This window comes from Subdoligranulum sp. DSM 23681 (genome assembly GCF_057005535.1).
In genome coordinates this window covers 2,987,002-3,003,060 of sequence record NZ_CM168050.1, presented here as the reverse complement: position 1 = coordinate 3,003,060, position 16,059 = coordinate 2,987,002, and the positions used below count along the sequence as shown (strand labels likewise).

16 protein-coding genes and 2 tRNA genes are annotated in these 16,059 nt (G+C 49.1%); 5 read left to right on the top strand and 13 right to left on the bottom strand.

The features are described 5' to 3' along the window. Positions 1–43: 43 nt before the first annotated feature. From AC127K_RS13875 to AC127K_RS13865, 3 genes are all read right to left on the bottom strand, one after another. The gene (locus tag AC127K_RS13875) at positions 44–1,006 is read right to left on the bottom strand and encodes a PhoH family protein (RefSeq protein ID WP_294540810.1); all 963 of its coding nucleotides are present in this window, start codon (positions 1,004–1,006) and stop codon (positions 44–46) included. A gap of 111 nt (positions 1,007–1,117) precedes the next feature. Further along, positions 1,118–2,269 (bottom strand): sporulation protein YqfD, encoded by a 1,152-nt coding sequence (locus tag AC127K_RS13870; protein WP_483721017.1) that lies wholly within the window; start codon positions 2,267–2,269, stop codon positions 1,118–1,120. A gap of 35 nt (positions 2,270–2,304) precedes the next feature. Beyond that, the gene (locus AC127K_RS13865; RefSeq protein WP_294540812.1) at positions 2,305–2,616 is read right to left on the bottom strand and encodes a YabP/YqfC family sporulation protein; all 312 of its coding nucleotides are present in this window, start codon (positions 2,614–2,616) and stop codon (positions 2,305–2,307) included. 63 nt (positions 2,617–2,679) lie between these two features. Here AC127K_RS13865 and AC127K_RS13860 point away from each other — a divergent pair, with 63 nt between their 5' ends. The 4 genes from AC127K_RS13860 to AC127K_RS13845 all read left to right on the top strand — a co-directional run bounded on the left by AC127K_RS13860 (position 2,680) and on the right by AC127K_RS13845 (position 5,035). Further along, positions 2,680–3,711, top strand: a complete 1,032-nt coding sequence (locus AC127K_RS13860; RefSeq protein WP_483721016.1) for a hypothetical protein — start codon at positions 2,680–2,682, stop codon at positions 3,709–3,711. 26 nt (positions 3,712–3,737) lie between these two features. Continuing rightward, complete coding sequence (locus AC127K_RS13855; protein ID WP_294540815.1) at positions 3,738–3,956, top strand: hypothetical protein; 219 nt, start codon at positions 3,738–3,740, stop codon at positions 3,954–3,956. A 20-nt stretch (positions 3,957–3,976) separates the two neighbouring features. Further along, positions 3,977–4,852, top strand: coding sequence for a DUF2238 domain-containing protein (locus tag AC127K_RS13850; RefSeq protein WP_483721015.1), 876 nt, complete (start codon positions 3,977–3,979; stop codon positions 4,850–4,852). 107 nt (positions 4,853–4,959) lie between these two features. After that, positions 4,960–5,035 (top strand) — tRNA-Thr (locus AC127K_RS13845). A 143-nt stretch (positions 5,036–5,178) separates the two neighbouring features. Here the strand turns inward: AC127K_RS13845 and ligA are convergent. Then, positions 5,179–7,173, bottom strand: a complete 1,995-nt coding sequence (gene ligA, locus AC127K_RS13840; protein ID WP_483721014.1) for an NAD-dependent DNA ligase LigA — start codon at positions 7,171–7,173, stop codon at positions 5,179–5,181. Between the two features lie 212 nt (positions 7,174–7,385). Between ligA and AC127K_RS13835 the strand changes: the two genes are divergently transcribed. Continuing rightward, positions 7,386–7,461 (top strand) — tRNA-Ala (locus tag AC127K_RS13835). Positions 7,462–7,742: 281 nt separating this feature from the next. Here the strand turns inward: AC127K_RS13835 and AC127K_RS13830 are convergent. The 9 genes from AC127K_RS13830 to AC127K_RS13790 form a co-directional block, all read right to left on the bottom strand. After that, on the bottom strand, positions 7,743–8,138 hold the full coding sequence (locus AC127K_RS13830) for a type II toxin-antitoxin system death-on-curing family toxin (RefSeq protein ID WP_483721013.1): 396 nt from the start codon (positions 8,136–8,138) through the stop codon (positions 7,743–7,745). Beyond that, entirely contained in the window at positions 8,135–8,377 is a 243-nt protein-coding gene (locus tag AC127K_RS13825) for a type II toxin-antitoxin system Phd/YefM family antitoxin (protein WP_483721012.1), read from the bottom strand. The genes AC127K_RS13830 and AC127K_RS13825 overlap by 4 nt, the downstream gene beginning before the upstream one ends. A 47-nt stretch (positions 8,378–8,424) precedes the next feature. Continuing rightward, positions 8,425–10,125 carry a hypothetical protein gene (locus tag AC127K_RS13820; RefSeq protein ID WP_483721011.1) on the bottom strand — a complete coding sequence of 567 codons (1,701 nt, stop codon included), beginning with the start codon at positions 10,123–10,125 and terminating at the stop codon, positions 8,425–8,427. Then, positions 10,118–11,686, bottom strand: coding sequence for a hypothetical protein (locus AC127K_RS13815; protein WP_483721010.1), 1,569 nt, complete (start codon positions 11,684–11,686; stop codon positions 10,118–10,120). The genes AC127K_RS13820 and AC127K_RS13815 overlap by 8 nt, the downstream gene beginning before the upstream one ends. Before the next feature lie 774 nt (positions 11,687–12,460). Next, positions 12,461–12,751 carry a DUF6809 family protein gene (locus tag AC127K_RS13810; RefSeq protein WP_483721009.1) on the bottom strand — a complete coding sequence of 97 codons (291 nt, stop codon included), beginning with the start codon at positions 12,749–12,751 and terminating at the stop codon, positions 12,461–12,463. Then, positions 12,748–14,274 carry an endonuclease NucS domain-containing protein gene (locus AC127K_RS13805; RefSeq protein ID WP_483721008.1) on the bottom strand — a complete coding sequence of 509 codons (1,527 nt, stop codon included), beginning with the start codon at positions 14,272–14,274 and terminating at the stop codon, positions 12,748–12,750. Before AC127K_RS13805 ends, AC127K_RS13810 begins: the two co-directional genes overlap by 4 nt. An 18-nt stretch (positions 14,275–14,292) precedes the next feature. Beyond that, a complete protein-coding gene (locus AC127K_RS13800; RefSeq protein ID WP_483721007.1) occupies positions 14,293–15,408 on the bottom strand; it encodes a tyrosine-type recombinase/integrase in 1,116 nt (371 codons plus the stop codon). After that, positions 15,398–15,637 carry a helix-turn-helix domain-containing protein gene (locus AC127K_RS13795; RefSeq protein WP_483721006.1) on the bottom strand — a complete coding sequence of 80 codons (240 nt, stop codon included), beginning with the start codon at positions 15,635–15,637 and terminating at the stop codon, positions 15,398–15,400. The genes AC127K_RS13800 and AC127K_RS13795 overlap by 11 nt, the downstream gene beginning before the upstream one ends. Positions 15,638–15,797: 160 nt before the next feature. After that, a complete protein-coding gene (locus AC127K_RS13790; RefSeq protein WP_483721005.1) occupies positions 15,798–15,941 on the bottom strand; it encodes a hypothetical protein in 144 nt (47 codons plus the stop codon). Positions 15,942–16,059 lie beyond the last annotated feature (118 nt).

The window sequence follows — 16,059 nt, the reverse complement described above, 5'->3', positions numbered from 1 at the left end:
GTAAATTTCATTTTATCGGCAGAAAAATTCCCGTACTATTTTATCAGCGGCGAGACGCAGCCGCTGCTTTTTCATAAGCCTTGACGATCTGCTGCACCAGACGATGGCGCACCACGTCCTTGTCGGTGAGCTGAACCTGGGCAATGCCTTGGATGCCGCGCAGAACTTTGAGGGCATCCACCAGACCACTCCTGGCCTTATCCGGCAGGTCGATCTGCGTGATATCCCCTGTCACAACCACTTTGCTGTTGGTTCCCATGCGGGTCAGAAACATTTTCATCTGTTCGGGAGTGGTATTCTGTGCTTCATCCAGAATGATGAAAGCATCATCCAGAGTGCGCCCGCGCATATAGGCAAGCGGTGCCACCTCGATTGCCTGCTTTTCCACAAGCCGCTGGAAGGTCTCGGCCCCCAACAGATCGAACAGCCCGTCATACAGCGGGCGAAGATACGGATCGACCTTGTTTTGAAGGTCACCGGGCAAAAAGCCCAGCTTCTCCCCCGCTTCCACCGCCGGACGGGTCAGAATAATGCGGCTGATTTCCTTGGCCTTGAAAGCCTTGACCGCCATGGCTACCGCCAGATAGGTCTTACCCGTGCCAGCCGGTCCCACTCCAAAGGTAATGGCATGGCTGCGGATAGCGGCCAGATATTCCTTCTGGCCCAGGGTCTTGGGGTGAATTGGCCGTCCCTTGGCCGTCACCGCCACAAAGTCATCGGTCAGTTCCCGCAGACGCTTTTCTTCTCCCGCCTGTGCCAGACTGATGCAATAACGCACCGTCTGTTCGTCCAGCGGGGTATGGTTTTCCATCAGGGTAACCATACCTTCAATGGCGTGCACTGCGGCGTTGACGCCCTCCTGCTCGCCGGTGAATTTCAGCAAAGAGCCCCTGCACACGGCTGTGACCTTGAACTCGTTTTCCAACATGCGAAGATTCTGGTCACAATTTCCAAAAACTGCCGCAGCCAGCTCAATGCTGTCCAGTTCGACTGATCGTTCTGCCAAATACACTACCTCCAGAGTAACATCATGCTACTTTGCATTATATCACAATTTCGTTGAAAAGAAACTATGAATGTTATACAAATTTTTTGCCAGTTTGTGGGCAGCGGCGGTTCAGGATGTGGCCTGTGTTTTTTCCAGCGGTGCCAGCGGCCCCACCTTCGTCATTTCCGCACAAAACACATATTCGGCACTGCAACGCACCGTTTGCCCATCCGTTTCAAAGGTCAGTATCTCAGTTTCCAGCTCTGCATCCGGGAACTCTTGCAGTAAATCCAGTCTGCAAGACCGCGCCGCCATAGCTTCAGCCGTTTTTTCCGAATACTCTATGGGCTGTGCCTCCTTTTCCCAAAGGGTGACCCGGCGCAGACTGCCTGGAAGTGAAAGACGGCCAATCCGCAGCGGGAGCCACTCGGTCACAGATTCAGGTTCCTGCCAGGACGGGACCTCGCTCTTTTCCCATACCTGTCCCAAAATCTGCCAGCTTTCCATTGTGCAGTATTCTCCTGTCAGCACCAGATTTTCTGTATGCAGCGCCTGCTCCGCCATATACGTTTTCCGCATTCGTCCGCGAATCGTACCCGTAGCCCCCTGAATCACCGCCTCCCCTTGTCGGTCGGCCTTCTGTCCGTTGGCCAAAAGCTGGCCTTCCGACACATACTGTCCCGCTACGACCTCCGCAAATCCGCCTTCCAGTTCAATAGAAAGGACCTGTCCGCTGGCCTTGGCATACAGTGCCTGCGGGTCTGTTGTCTGTCGGATTTCCTGTATTTCTCTTTCGTTTTCTTCGACAAACAGACACCCTGAAGTAAAATTCAAACTTACCCATCCTGCTCCCTGCATCTCCAGCTCGATGGCTTCTTCCGCTTCCCGCAGCCGGTTTTCCTCCATAGGGCAGCCTTCCCATATTGCCTGTTTTGCCAGGGCCTCCCGAAACTCCGACTGTCGTGCCATGTCCATTTCTCCGAAATCAATGGTCCACACAAACCCGCTCAGATACCACCGAAGCAGAAAAAATACCGTCACCCCCGCAATCAGTCCCGGGCGAGCGGCAGATCGTTCCAGCCATTTTCCCGGGCCGCGCCTGTATCGGATGTGCAAATCCGATTTTGTTTCCTTCGCAGCCATGGTCAGGCGCTGCAGGTCAGCCCCCGCCGCATACCCGGTATATCCCTTTTCCGTACAGGACACGCGAGAAAGATGCACACCAGTCCGGGCGGCTTTGCTCAAGAAGTTTTTGGCGCCTTCTCCCCGCACCTCAAACATGATCTGATCTGCCCATATGGCAGTTTTGCGTTTCATCAAGGCTCCGCCTCCCACTTCTGCCGGAATTCGATGTTCCGAACAAGGCCGGATCCGATCAGTCGCCGGCCGGAGAATGATTCTATCTTCAGTCCATTTCCATACAATGTAGCAATGGTATCTCCCAGATCCAGACAGATCTTTTCCGGCGTGAAATCCAGGACCCGGCGGCAGCCGTCCGTCGCAACATATCCACTGCGCAGAACCAGGTCCGGCAACCGATAAAAGTCCCGCGCAGGCGGACAAAACCATTTTCCAGGTTCTGCATTCTGCTTTTCCGGTCGCCGATGAGGGCGGCGATATCGTTTCATGGCAGAGCCCCTTTCCGCGTTCGCATAGCGTTATCCCAAATATATAGCAAAGGAGTTCCGGTTATGTGTTTCTTTTGGCGCTCCCGCTTTTTCGTCCTGGCTGCATTCCTTGGCCTGACCATTCTTTTATTGTGCAATCCTGCTGCCGCGGCATCAGGTTTTGCCCAGGGCGTTTCGCTATGTCTTCACACCCTGCTGCCTGCCCTGTTCCCCTTCTTCGTCACTTGCAGTATGGTTGCCTCCGCCAGCAGGCAAAAAGGCAGTTTCTGGACCGCCTTATTTTTATCCTGGCTTGGCGGATATGCCGTCTGCGCCAGCCTTGTGAGAGACCTGCTCACCCAAGGCAAGCTTTCTAATCGTGACGCACAGCTGCTCTTCATGCTGGGATGCTGTTCTGGTCCCGGATTCGTCATCGGCTGCATCGGCGGACAAATGCTTGGTTCTGTTCGTACCGGAATCCTTCTGTATACAGTACAGCTGATTGCCAACCTCTTGTGTGCCCTTCTGTTGTGGCCAATCATTAGCAAACGGCATTCCCGCACACGTCTCCCCTATCAGTCTGCCCAGTCAGCCACCCCTTCAGTTTCCCTTTCCGATGCCATTACCAGCGCCGCTGACAACTGTCTTTGTCTGTGCGGTTCTGTTATCTTTTTCCGAATTGTGCATGCCATCCTTCTGTGTTCTTTTCCCGTTGCTCCGGTTCTGGTACCGTTTGTTTCCGCCTTTTTGGAAATCAGTTCCGGCTGCGCCGATTTTGCAGCGCTAGGAGGTTGGACAGCACGCCAGGGCATCTGTTTCTGTCTGAGCTTTTTAAGCGTATCGGTATTCACACAACTTCACGCCATTCTTCACGGTGCGGCTGATCTGGGGCTTTTATTTTGCTCCCGCCTTCTTCATATTCCCATTATGCTGGTGTTGCTGCGCATCGCCGTGAGCCTGATCCCAGGCGAATTCCCAGTCTTTTCCAGTCTTGCGCCGCGGGTTATTGCCACCAATCGGGTATCGCCCGACGCTGCTTTTGTCGTCTTTTTGTTTCTTTGCGCTGTTCTTTACAAAATCTGCCAAAAAAATTATAATAATTCTATTCATCGGTAATAATTGCAGGCAGGAGGAGCCATCCTATGTTCAAAAAGCCGATCTATGGCAGTAAAATCGCACCGGCATGCGCATATTGCCTGCATGGAAGTCCCGCTGCGGACAACCGCATGGTGCTTTGCAAGCAGCGCGGTGTTGTATCTCCCTATTACTCCTGCCGAAAATTCGTGTATGATCCGATCATGCGCACACCGCGCCGGCAGGAACTTCCGCACCTGGACCCCAAAGATTTCAGCCTGGATTAACAAATGTAAAGAGGTCTGCTATGCCCAACAAAGCCAAAAAGCAAAGTTTCCGGAGCACGCTTCAAGACGCCTGGTACCATAAACGCGGCGTGATGCTGGTATATATTTTCCTGCGCGTATCTGTTATTTTGGTGTTGGTGGCACAGCTTTTCAATCAAAATTTTGAAAATGTATTTCTGTGTGTACTGGTCCTGTTCCTGTTTTCATTGCCGACCATGCTGGAAAAGCGCCTGTCCATCGAATTGCCGGACACATTAGAAATCATTATTCTCTTGTTTATCTATGCCGCAGAGATCATGGGCGAGATTGGCGCTTATTATATAAAACATCCTTATTGGGATACAGTTCTGCACACACTGAACGGATTTCTGTGTGCAGCTATTGGTTTTTCCTTGTTGGACCTTTTGAATCGTCAGAAGCGGATCACTTTCCAGCTTTCTCCGCTGTATCTGGCCGTGGTCGCTTTTTGCTTTTCCATGACAGTGGGCATCCTGTGGGAATTTTTTGAATGCACCATGGATCAGCTGTTTTTCCTGGACATGCAAAAAGATATTATCATTCATGAAATCGGCACCGTCAAGCTGGACCCTACCGGCGGCAATACCCCCGTACGGCTAAAAGACATTGTGGATGTGATTGTAGTACAGGGAGATGGAACCCAAACAGCTCTGGGCCTGGGCGGGTATCTGGACATTGGTCTTTTGGATACCATGATGGATCTCTTTGTCAACTTTGTGGGAGCGGCTGTATTTTCGGTCATCGGATATTTTTATGTCCGCAGCCGCGGCAAAAATCGCTTTGCCAAGCGTTTCATTCCTGTCGTACCTGATACAGGTTCCCCCTCTGCCCCCACCATTCAAACTTCCGATACGCGGAATGAATCTTCCGCCGAATAAAACACGGCTCTGCCTGCGCATTTTTCGTCATGAGTGAAGAAAAATGCGCATTTTTTATGTACGCCTCTTGACCGAACTGCAAAAACAAGGTATACTATTCATGTTTCGCTGGAATAGCTCAGTTGGTAGAGCAGCTGATTCGTAATCAGCAGGTCGCGTGTTCAAGTCACGTTTCCAGCTCCAACGTTTGCGCGCAGCAGTATTCTTTTCTGAATGTTGCTGCGTGCTTTTATTTTATCGAATCACAAAACATCCCATTTTTACGTCATAACAGGAATACGGCGGACGCCTCCAAAAACGGAAGGCATCCGCCGTATTTTTTCTGTTTATTCCGTCTGCGATTCTGCAAGCATTTGCAGGAAGGTCGCCTCATCAATTACCGGAACGCCCAAGGTCTGGGCTTTTGTCAGCTTAGATCCAGCGGCTTCACCGGCCAACACATATGCAGTCTTTTTGGAGACGGAAGAACTCGCCTTGCCGCCATTCTGCACAATTATTGCTTCAGCTTCCTGTCGTGACAGAGTCGGCAGTGTCCCTGTGACCACAATTGTTTTTCCCGCCAAGGCCGACCCTTTCTTCTGCCCATGCCAGGTCATGTTTACACCAGCTTCCCGCAGGTGTTGCAGCAAGTCAATCGTACCACTTTTTGCAAAGAATTCGGTCACACTCTGTGCCATTACCGCACCAATGCCTTCAATCTCTGCAATCTGCTCGTTGGTCGCCTGACTCAGATCCTCCATAGTTCCAAACTTTTCTGCCAGAAGAGCTGCAGCCTTGTCCCCGATATTGCGGATTCCAAGGCCAAAGACCAATTTATCCAGGTTGTTGCCCTTGGAATTTTCAATGGCCGTTAACAGATTGGTCGCGCTTTTTTCCTTGAATTTATCCAGGGTAAGCAGATCCTCTTTGCGCAGCGAATACAAATCCGCCACCGTGTGGACCAGACCTTTATCCGTCAGCTGTTCGGCCACTGCTTCCCCCAGGCCGTCAATAGCCATAGCATTGCGGGACGCAAAATGAATCAGATTGCGCAGGCTCTGGGCCGGACATTCCGGATTCACGCAGCGCAGAGCCGTTTCTCCCTCCAGATGTACCACTGGCTCCCCGCAAGACGGACAAACAGCCGGCATGGTGTACGATACAGTGTTTTCCCCATGCTTTGCCACACCGATAACTTCCGGAATAATATCTCCGGCCTTACGCACCTCAATAGTATCACCGATACGAACATCCATGGCGCGGATAATATCTTCATTGTGCAGACTGGCCCGGGATACACTGGTTCCTGCCAAAAACACAGGATCAAATACAGCCGTAGGGGTCAGGACTCCCGTTCGGCCCACCGACACTTCAATGTCCCGTACTACCGTCTGTTTGACCTCCGGCGGGTATTTGAAGGCAATGGCCCACCGGGGAAATTTGTTGGTACTGCCCATGGATTCCCGCGCGGCCAAATTGTTAACCTTGATCACTGCACCGTCGATATCAAATTCCAGATTGCCGCGCATTTGTCCAATGGTCTCAATCTCCCTGATGGCTTCCTCAATGGAATGGTATACACTGTAGCGCGGCGACACCGGAAAGCCAAGACTCTTGATATAATCCAGTGTTTCGTGATGGGTAGTAAATTCCCGCCCACGCACCTGCTGAAGATTGAAGACAAAAATGGAAAGTCCGCGGGAAGCCGTGATACGGGCGTCCTTTTGGCGCAGAGATCCGGCTGCTGCGTTCCGGGGATTCTTAAAAGGTGTTTTTTCTTCCAGCTCCTGCTGTTCACACAAAGCAAAAAAAGCCTTGTGCGGCATATATACTTCCCCACGCACTTCCAAAAATTCGGGCGCTTCCGGCAAAATCTTCGGAATATCTTTGATTGTGGCCAGATTTTCGGTTACGTCCTCTCCTACCACCCCATCGCCACGAGTCGACCCACGGACAAAACGTCCGTTTTGATATTCCAGACTAACAGAAAGGCCGTCAATTTTGGCTTCCACCACATATTCCGGTTCAAGCCCCGAATCCCGGACACGTTGGTCAAAGTCCCGCAGTTCATCGTAAGAGAATGCGTCCTGCAAACTTTCCATCTTGACAGCATGGGTCACCTTACTGAATTTGCTGCTCACGCCTTCGTTGACACGTTGGGTAGGAGAATCCGGTGTAACAAGTTCGGGGTATTCCGCTTCCAACGCCTTCAGTTCCCGGGTCAGAGCATCATATTCAAAATCTTCCAACTCCGGGTTATTGTCCATATAGTATAAACGGTTATTGCGCTCGATGATCGTGCGCAGTTCATTCACCCTTTTTCGTGCGTGTTCCAATTGCATAATCGTTCTCCATTTTTTGCAGTACCAGAATTCCATTCCAGTATACCACAATCCGACTTGCTTGTCATGTCGGTCCGAATTCGTCCGATTATTGTTCTGCACGGTATTCTTTTATAAATACGCCGAAAAATATTTTTTTGGAGAAAAGTGTTGACAAACAGAGTTCGCCTTGCTATAATAATCTCCGTTGCCTGACGGCAACGCAAAAGCTTGGGGGTATAGCTCAGCTGGGAGAGCGCTTGAATGGCATTCAAGAGGTCAGCGGTTCGATCCCGCTTATCTCCACCAAAAGCACCAACCGAAAGGTTGGTGCTTTTTTCTTTGTTGCTATGGGATTGCGGGCGGTTTCGGAACACGAAACCGCCCGCTCATTCTATTTGTATGGCGGAACATCTCGCCCGATTTTTTCATCTCGTAATGAATGAATAATGAATTACCTACTGTGTAAGGCCGATAGCATGAGGAACTTCTGTCAAAAATCCATACTTCATACAGAATAGTTGACTCCATTCATTCGTCAAAACAGAAAATTCAAGCCTTTCATTCTGTCTATAATGTCGCATTGACGTTCAGCGGCTATCGGCATACTCTACCGTGTATTTCTGTATCCAGGAAAGAACTTCTTCGTAGTTCAACGACCCATCTGCAATACCAAATCCCAAAGATACCAGGTCGTCATTAGAACACTCCATTATGACACCATTTACGTCCAGAAAGACCAGCATAGAATAAGTACCGATTCGTTTATTCCCGTCCAGAAAGGCATGATTCTTGGAAAGCGTATATCCAAGTTTTGCCGCTTTCTGCTCCAAACGAGGGTAGAGTTCCTGTCCACCAAAAGTGGCAAACGGACCTTGGACGGCGGAGTCGAGTAATCCCGCGTCGCGTAAACCGTCCAGCCCTCCGGTTTCCTGTATGAGAAAGTGATGGAGCTGGAGTATTTTTTGTGTAGACAATATAATCATTTTGCTAATTCCTCAAAAGCGGCACGATGTTTCTTGAAAATGCGGGTCGCGGAAATACCAATCAGTTCATCTTCAGACAAAAGTAGTCTGGAATCGGTTTCAATATCCAACAACAGATATTTGGGATGGTTTCCTTTCAGAATCACTGCTTTACCGTACTTGTCCGCGATTCGTGTTGCCCGGGAAAAATTTTGGTTAGCTTCTGTTACAGAAATCATCTCTTTGGTATCAAGCGTCATAGAAATCACCTCGATTCCAGTATACTGCAAAATAGGTAAATTTCAACCTATTTGCATTTATCTGTCAATAGAGCTGTAACGAAACTCTGCTTCTCTATAATTGTATATTCTTCTTTTTTGGCAAGCAGCGCGTACCTGGTGGGATTGGGTTTGACGTCATACTGATACTTTAGAGTCCAGGAAACTCCTTCGCCAGAAAATTCTACTTGAGTGGATGGTTCTGTGTCTTCCACCGTCACTTCCCACGCCGTTTCTGGTGGAACTGTAAGCTCTATAACACAAGCTGGAACTTCGGACTGTCGGTGTTTTTTGTCTAATGTATACCTCAGCGGCTGGGCTGAATGGCAAAACGTATCACTGACATGTTTTTGCAAACACATACGATACAGTTCGCTTTGCGTTGCACCATGGGGTCCTGAACGATGCGGTATATTTTTATTTGCGTGTCCCATTATCTGATAAATATCATTCGTATCCACACCGCTCATACCATATAGCCAGGTACAAAATCCTCGACGCAAGGCGTGACAGGTTAGCATTGATTCCAATTTCTTATTCTGCCGTAAAAGATCAAACTCATAGGCGCGATTTTTGCGCAAGGCATCTACGATTGCCGGTTGTCGTAGCAACTCGGGAACTTGTTCCGACAATTCATGCACATTAGATGCCAGAGCTTGGGAATCAACGCGATAAATATTACCATCAGGCCTGCCCAAGCGCAAAAGCACGTCCACATTGCCGTATTGCTGTTCTATTTTTTCTCGCTCTTGCTCAAGCATCAAGCCGAGTTCTTTGGATATTGGGATGACACGATATGACGGGTCTGTTTTAGGGTACTCGGTCCGAACATTTTTCAAATCCAGCTGTCCGCTAACACGAATATAGTACAATCTTCCTTGTGATCCATCTATGGCACATACCGAACAGAATAAAAGGCCACAATATTCACGGATACGCAAACCAGTGTCTGCCAAAATGCTGAGTTGTCCGCCCAGCACAGATTGCACACACAACTTGCGCATAAACATCTCAGGAATACTTCTGGCGCAATCGGTGCGCAAGAGGAGGAGGCTAATCCGTGTAGCTTTCCCCTGGTACCTTGAAGGAGCCAACACTTCGTCATCTCCTACGATATAACGGATGTACTGAAGCAACAGATAAAACAGACCCAAGCGTTTTTTCGCCGATGATGGCGGTTCCTGGCCCGGGAACCATGCACCTTCTTGGGAAGAAGTCTGCGATGCTGTACGACAAATGGTTTCCTGTAAGGCTTGTTCCATATCCGGTGTCAGTGTGGACAGTTCTACACCGTGTAATACATCAACCATCTTATCGTACTGACACCAGTACATTAAATGTGTGCTCTCTGCCCAACGCCTTTTCCGCGCATAGTAGTCGAAAAAATCCTTTTTAAACTGAATGGCAAGTTCCGCTAAATCTACGCCAGGAGTTTTTTCCATCGCTGTATCTGATTGGAGTAACCCCTTCTGCCGCATCTGTACAATCAGTTCGTCAGCAACGGCGGAAATATGATACTGCTCGATATTTTCCGGAGTCTGACCGTATACCGGCCGGTTTACCGGTTCATCACTGGATTTGTCATATAGTTGCCGCTTGGTGATTTTCTTCATCTGTTCATCAAGCGGGGTAATCAGAGCCCGACATGGGCGTGAAGAACCCTTGCGTCCCCTTGGGTAGCAAAAACTTACGAAAAAATTTACCCCGCCTATAGTTATTATTTTAATCATTGCATTTGTCCCTCCTTTTCCATTTTATTGACAGAGCATAATTTGCCGAAATTGTAAAATGTTGAGTTGTTTCAGTTGTGTTTTGAACTTTCAACACGCGACGCAGCAGTTTGGTATCGCAATAGGGAGAAAATCTTTTCAACCGCATATAGCGTGCTACAGCATATTCGTCACTGAGAAGATCTATATATGACATTTCATCCATTTCGCTCCAGGCTTCCCCGAACATTGCGTGCAGCATCGGCAAATTGGCTCCACAGCGGGTGGCAATATACTTTGCATCCCGGCGGAGCAGAGAGAAGTCGGGTTTGTCCTTATGGATAGAGGTTTTCCCATTTTTAGTGCGTGGCACCTCAATATCAGGCACTCCTGCTTCATGCAATAATTTCGAAATTATCGCTTTCATTTCAGCCGCAGCAACAACATTTTGCCGGTCAATAGAGTAGGAAAGGTGCATTTTCTCAATCTGGAAAATTGAAAACCTTTTCTTCAGCAGTTGCTCGATATACCGCATCAAAATAGATGCAGCCCATGGGTAGAGTACTACCTTGCGCAGGCGCTGAATGGCAAAATCTTTGTTCAGGTAACTTGCACTAGCCGCATCCTTATCAAGACCCACCGTAACTTTATCGACTGTAACGATATAGCAATTCTCTTTTGCCAAAACCAGCCGAGAAATATTCTCATATCGTAGCGCAGATATTTCGCACAGATCAAGCCCAGAATAAATCAACGCCACAATAAGGCAATCATGCAAATGAGTCTTATCAGAAAGCAGCGAAAACAGGTTGACACGCTGTTCGTCGTCAAGGTATGCAAGACGAACACTATCTAACAACTGACGATTTTGGCGTTTCACCAGGGCAATGGAATCTGCCAACTCTATTACACTAGTGCAGCAACCGTATCCGTTGTCAGCTATTGATTGAAGCAATAAGCGGAGGGCACGTTTGGCATTACCACATAAAGTTTCCCCCGCAGCCTTGTCTCGGAGAACCTTGTTGATTTTATCTTTGATTTTTTGCTTTTCTTCTGATACCAATAATTCGGATAAGTGTTTTTTGCCGATAACAGGCAGTATCACCGTACGCAAGGCAGAAAAAAGGTTGGCGCGATTGCTCAGTTTCACGTTAGAGAAAAGATCCTCTCCCATGTATTCCACGAATAAGTTAACTGTAGGTCGGCCAGCGGCCATCAGTGTTTCCCAATGCGGACGAAACAGAAGTTTGGCTATACCTTTCAGGCGAGGTAACAGTTCTCTTTCGGCCTTCTTTCGAACTTTTTCTTCTGTATCAGATGAACATTGCAGTTTGAATTCAGCATTGGGATGTTCCTTTGTTTTTCTGGCTAGTTCAAGAATCTCATTTTCAATTACCGGAACTAACGCGGGATAGGCCCCTTTGTTGCGTTGCAGAGTTTCAAAAATAGTTTCGTTTTTGAACGGGCAGGATGTTTTAGGATCGAGAAGCTGATAGCCTGCAATATTTTTCCCTTTCTCGTGACCGAAAAAATCTCGGCGAAATCCTCCCATAAATGGCACATCATGTTTGGAGTGCGACACTGTAAATCCTCCTTTCTGGCTAAAATATCGGAGCTTTTTCTCCGACAGTTATAGTGTAATCACTTTGCGTCGGCTGACCACTGTAACTGCTCTTCTCGATTTTCTACAACTCGTTTTCTCGGATTTTTGCAACTCATCTTCTCGATTTTCTGCAACTAAGGCAATTGATGATATGAGAAAGTCAAGACCCCCGGCTAAGCCGGGGGCTTGTGTAAGCCCTAGAAGGGCATCGTACCGGCAAGCCTCTCAAGAGGCACTGAAAAATCCGCCACTTGCATCACTTGCCCTACAGCCCGTAAACGGGCGCTGTCTATCCAAGATCAGCTTTCTTGACAATGGTAAAGTTGCTGCTCCCTTCTCGCTTCGCTCGATGCTTGAAGCTAAAGCTTTTTTACTCTCCCCAGCAGAGCTGGGGGTTCTCATTTCGCTAAAGCATACAAAGTCAAGACCCCCGGCTAAGCCGGGGGCTTGTGTAAGCCCTAGAAGGGCATCGTACCGGCAAGCCTCTCAAGAGGCACTGAAAAATCCGCCACTTGCATCACTTGCCCTACAGCCCGTAAACGGGCGCTGTCTATCCAAGATCAGCTTTCTTGACAATGGTAAAGTTGCTGCTCCCTTCTCGCTTCGCTCGATGCTTGAAGCTAAAGCTTTTTTACTCTCCCCAGCAGAGCTGGGGGTTCTCATTTCGCTAAAGCATACAAAAGAAAAAACAACGAGCTATAGTGCAAAAGCATAGCTCGTTGTTTTTTGAGTTTCGTGATGATACTGCTTGTGTTAAGAATCTTCGGGTACGTCTTTCGACCGGACAAGCGTCTGTGCTTCCTGTGTCAGTAAAATCCCGGCGGAAAATCCATACTGAAAACTGCTGGCACAGGCAGCATCCTGGGCATATTGCATGTTCTTAATCAGTTCTTCCAGCAGCAGACAATCCTCTTTATCTATGCTTTCCTTGAGCTGAGACTGAAATAGACCAACCTCTCGCATGGCTTGTCGATACTCTTCACGGTCCATTGCTCCGATTTCACCAGGGCGAAATGTCCCATTATAGATAGAATCCAGAATCATTGTGCTTCACCTCCTTCCATCGAAAGGGCTTTTTCTTGATGTGTTGCTATCAGGAAATGATAAGGCTGGCTGGGAGAACCACCAGGCATATGGGGAGTAGGTAATTTGTTCATCGACTCAAGCATTTCCTGAATAGAAGCGCTATATTTCGGTGTCAGTAGGACCCCGCGTGTCGGCTGAACCCCCTCTAAAACCAGCCCGTCCCAGTACATCTTCAATTGATATAAATCCTGTGGCTCCGCCTTGCGCGTTTTGAGCTCGTAGATGTCGTATTTACCGTTGGTGCCTTTGTCCACCACATCTATGCGGGTTCCGGTAGGCCAGACGGAAATTTCGCTGGTTACTTCATCCTCCGGGTTGGCGGCTTTGAGAATTTTCATCCACTTCTTTTTCAGGGCATCTTCCCCGAGTGTGACAGAATTTTTCAGAGGAGGAAACTCTGCCAAGGTTTCAAAAACCACGGCCCAGTCCGGTGAATTGCGGTCGATACCGGTCTTGTTGCTGAGGGTGGCCAGAATCCCCCGTGGAAGGTCCGGAAGAATCAACTCACCAACAAAGTCATTGTAGCTGTTATGACGGCAAATGGGACTTCCGTCATCCCGATGCCATACCTCTCCCAGTTGAGCGGTGGCAATGACTCGTTTGCCAAGTCGGATATCGATACCCTGCGTAGGCTGGCTGCACTGATAGTAATACCGTGTTTTGTTCCCCTGTACCAGATGCTCACGTTTGGTTTTATCCAGAATGCCGTGGATGTAAGTCAAAGGCACAATCTGCCCGCCCAGCTCAACTTCCAGTTTTTCTGTTCGGGCTAGCATCATGGGGACGGGAATAGGTGGAACAAGCAAACTGCTTTGACCAACGGTTACCGCGATTTTGGCGCTGGGCTCCAGGGTGACTGGGTCCAGTTCAAGGTATCCCCGATAGGCGACCCCCAGATGTTCGATAAGCCACATCCGAAGGGTAGCTAAATCGCTGAGCTTTCGGTTGCCCTGCCGCTGCAATGTGCGGGCGATGGTCATCGGTACCCGAACATAAACGACTGTAGAGGGCTCGGACCACTGCAGGTTCAAGGATTCCGGCAGGTCAATAGTGTCAGTTGTTTTTACCGTCATTTCCAAGTCAAAGGGACCGTGGACCTGGAAGTAAGGGCCGGGCGCATCACGGGTGTAGATACACCAGTCTCCGGTGCCGCCGGACAGGCAAGCCAGTGCATTGTTAAGGCCATAGCCATGCTCATTCAGACGGTTATTGCTCAGCGGAGAACTCCCAAGCTGTAAGGCGTTGGTAAGGGCGAAAAGTTCCATCCCGGAGCCCCAATCAGCTACGACAAGCTGCAGAAAGTTTTTGTCGGCATCCGGCGCCAGTGCCACACAAACGCGGGCTTTTTCACCTGGAAGTGCGGCCGCAAGGGCGTCATCGCACAATTCACAAATGCCTTGATGGCAAAGCATTCCCTGTCGAGCAAGGCCTTCGAAGGCCTTCGGGGTGATGTTGATTGAGATTTTGTATTCCTGTTCCATGGGGGACACCTCTTTCTATTAAATCAGATTCTCCAACGAAGTCACCGCGTTTGCCAGCGTGCTGTCGGATATATGGAGATAGTTTCCGGTGGTTTTGATATCAGTGTGGCCGGTGAGTCGGGCGATGGTTTCCATGGGAACACCCTGACTTTGCAAGAGCGTCACATAGGTATGGCGGCAGCAGTGGGGTGACAGACGACGCACATCCGGGTATTTTTCCAGCAGCCGGTAGTATTTACGTCGCACTGTTCCAGTGCTGTAGAGTAAACTTTCATGCCGAGGAGCGCACCAAAGAAAAGCTTGACCGCCGTTTTCTCGCAGCCAGAGAGAAATCTCCCGATATTTGGGAGCAATGGGTACAACCCGGCGACTGGTGTAGCTTTTGGGATCTCCAAGTTTGGGGATACCATCAACCATCTTGACCGCCTTATTTACCCGAACCCAGCTGCCATCCTCTGCGATGTCTCGAGGTGTCAAAGCAAGCAATTCTTGCAGTCGCACCCCAGAGATAAGCATCAGCCGGATGCTGTTGCCCATCAGGTCATCAGGTAAATCTGAAAGAAGCCGCTCAGTTTCCTCCACCGTAAATGCGTCTTTGGTGTGGGTTTTGGTCTCCTTACTTAGCTGCTTTGTGGTACGGAAGGCTCGCCGGGCATAGTTCTTTTCGACCAGATCGTCGGCTTCGGCCACATCCAGAATTTGAATCATCATGGACCGGCACTTGTTGATTTGAGACGAAGAGTATCCTTTGGCTGCCAATTCGTTGATGAATTGATTTATCTGCACGACCTTAACTTCGTTCAGCGCCAAATGTCCGAAGACACCGTTCAGAAGCTTCAAAGTGTAACGGTAATTGGCATAAGTGGACTCTTCAACCTGTGTACGGTAAGATTCGTACCACTGCTGGGCGTAATCTGCAAACAGGGGGATTTCAGGTACAGCCTCTTCCGCTTGGGTTTGCTTGTTCAGCATATACTCCCGAAGTTTGCTTAGAGCTTCGGCCCGTGTGGGGGCTGTGAAGCTGACAATGTGGCGCTTGCCTTCATCCGTATAGCCATCCATAATCTGGCTCTGCCAGGTCCCACTGGGCAGCTTGTGAACGGAACCTTCGCCTTTTCCTCGTTTACCCGACATGCAGGGTCACCTCCTTTTGCACAGGCGCCAAATCTGCCGGAACGCGAGTGTGCTTTTCCACCCAGGCCAGAAACAGCTGCGTGGGAATGCGGATGGATGACCCCAACCGGCAAACCGGGAAGTCTTTCCGATGAGTGAGCTCATACGCTGCAGTGGTGCTGATGCACAGGTAGCTTTTAAGGTCGGCCACGGTGAGGTAGTTCTTTTCAAACGAAATTTCCTTTTTCATGTCAGTTCTCCTTAGTTCTCCTTATAAAGTAATGTGGCTACGTTTCGAGAACTGCTCTTTGCCGGCTTGCTTTGGTGAGGCCGTCATGGTATGATGAAAGAGCAGAACGGATTGCTTTAGCGAGTGGTTGGTTTTGCATTTGCCGTGTCTGAGTTGCAGCTCAGATACGGCTTTTTTGTTGGAGTGAAGCAAACGCCCTTACAGCCATCAGACAAGGGCAACAGCCAAACCGACGGCTCCGATGGTCCGGGATATTATCCACTTCATAGATGAAGTGAAAACGTTTAGAAATGGTACTTTTCATGGTAAATAGCCTCCTTGGAAAAAATATTTTTGAGGTGGTGCTTTCTACGCTTTATATTATACACGATTTCGTTTACAAAGTCAATGATTTTGTTTATAATTTCGTGAAAAAATATATA

Coding starts and splice junctions, on each gene's coding strand:
- AC127K_RS13870 (WP_483721017.1), bottom strand. CDS start 2,269: ATGTTTGAGGTGCGGGGAGAAGGCGCCAAAAACTTCTTGAGCAAAGCC.
- AC127K_RS13865 (WP_294540812.1), bottom strand. CDS start 2,616: ATGAAACGATATCGCCGCCCTCATCGGCGACCGGAAAAGCAGAATGCA.
- AC127K_RS13860 (WP_483721016.1), top strand. CDS start 2,680: ATGTGTTTCTTTTGGCGCTCCCGCTTTTTCGTCCTGGCTGCATTCCTT.
- AC127K_RS13855 (WP_294540815.1), top strand. CDS start 3,738: ATGTTCAAAAAGCCGATCTATGGCAGTAAAATCGCACCGGCATGCGCA.
- AC127K_RS13850 (WP_483721015.1), top strand. CDS start 3,977: ATGCCCAACAAAGCCAAAAAGCAAAGTTTCCGGAGCACGCTTCAAGAC.
- ligA (WP_483721014.1), bottom strand. CDS start 7,173: ATGCAATTGGAACACGCACGAAAAAGGGTGAATGAACTGCGCACGATC.
- AC127K_RS13830 (WP_483721013.1), bottom strand. CDS start 8,138: ATGATTATATTGTCTACACAAAAAATACTCCAGCTCCATCACTTTCTC.
- AC127K_RS13825 (WP_483721012.1), bottom strand. CDS start 8,377: ATGACGCTTGATACCAAAGAGATGATTTCTGTAACAGAAGCTAACCAA.
- AC127K_RS13820 (WP_483721011.1), bottom strand. CDS start 10,125: ATGATTAAAATAATAACTATAGGCGGGGTAAATTTTTTCGTAAGTTTT.
- AC127K_RS13810 (WP_483721009.1), bottom strand. CDS start 12,751: ATGATTCTGGATTCTATCTATAATGGGACATTTCGCCCTGGTGAAATC.
- AC127K_RS13805 (WP_483721008.1), bottom strand. CDS start 14,274: ATGGAACAGGAATACAAAATCTCAATCAACATCACCCCGAAGGCCTTC.
- AC127K_RS13800 (WP_483721007.1), bottom strand. CDS start 15,408: ATGTCGGGTAAACGAGGAAAAGGCGAAGGTTCCGTTCACAAGCTGCCC.
- AC127K_RS13795 (WP_483721006.1), bottom strand. CDS start 15,637: ATGAAAAAGGAAATTTCGTTTGAAAAGAACTACCTCACCGTGGCCGAC.
- AC127K_RS13790 (WP_483721005.1), bottom strand. CDS start 15,941: ATGAAAAGTACCATTTCTAAACGTTTTCACTTCATCTATGAAGTGGAT.